Annotated in this window: 1 protein-coding gene; it reads right to left on the bottom strand. The window is 31.5% G+C overall.

The genetic code is table 11. The features are described 5' to 3' along the window. On the bottom strand, window positions 1-1,077 hold a 1,077-nt coding region (locus tag ACFVU3_RS40240; protein ID WP_390073737.1), incomplete at both ends, for a CDP-glycerol glycerophosphotransferase family protein.

Consider the following 1,077-nt stretch of genomic DNA (forward strand, 5'->3'; position numbering starts at 1 on the left):
AAACAATCACTTACCAAGAATAACTCTGAAACATCGTTATAATTAGACACATCAACTGCAAAGTTTTCATATCCTGTTAGATCAAGAGCATTAGAGATAAGATAATGCATACGTAATAAGATAACGTAATCATCCCCTAGCTCATTGTATAGATTTTCTAAATCAATTTTTAACTCAAATAAATATTTACCCTTACTAACAAATTCATCATCTCTCCAAGTTGGAGCATACATAATTACTTTTTTATCACTTGGTAAGTTAAGATTTGTCTTGATTTCATCGATATAGTCTTGATCGTTTGCACGATTCACTAATACATCGTTTCTTGGATAGCCTATTTCTAATATTCTAGGTTCATCCATCCAGAATGCACTTCTGAAAATTTCTGAAGAATATCTATTAGGCGAAATTAAATAATCCCAACGTGACGTTTCACGGTTGAAGTTTCGTTTATATCTTGAAGTTGTTGTACCAGGCATACGAACGACTTTCATATCATTTGCAAGTCGTTTTAATGGCGTACCGTGCCAAGTTTGAATATAAGTTTGGTTATCCTTTTTGTTTAAATATAACGGTGTACGTGCATTTGATACCCAATGACTTGCTTCAGAGTATGCTTGATAGTATTCAGCAGATCCACGTTTCACTTTTTTAGCATTACCTGGAATTACACTCTTATCAGGTTTTTTAAGTGACCAAACATAATTGTAATTTGGATAGTATTTTTGCATATATTCATATATATATTTCGGACTATCACTATAATTTTTACCACCAAATGCCTCGAAAACAATCGTTCCTTGATTAACATTTTCTTCTTTATCAGTAAGTTCATATATAGAACGATCTTTATTTTTTCTTCTGAGTAAGACATTTTTAACATGACGCAATGTCTTTCTAAATTGGTTCACTTTAAAAGCATTCTCTGTATCTTGATTCATCAATAAAACCGTTTCTATGATATTGATAAGTTTTTGATGTTTAACTAGTTGGACGTTAAGATATTGTGCTAATTCAACAAGTGTATCTTTGTGAGCCTCGTATCTCGCTTTAATATCATAATGAGTTGGATCAAAA

Source organism: Streptomyces sp. NPDC058052, assembly GCF_042885515.1.
Classification (GTDB): Bacteria; Actinomycetota; Actinomycetes; order Streptomycetales; family Streptomycetaceae; genus Streptomyces.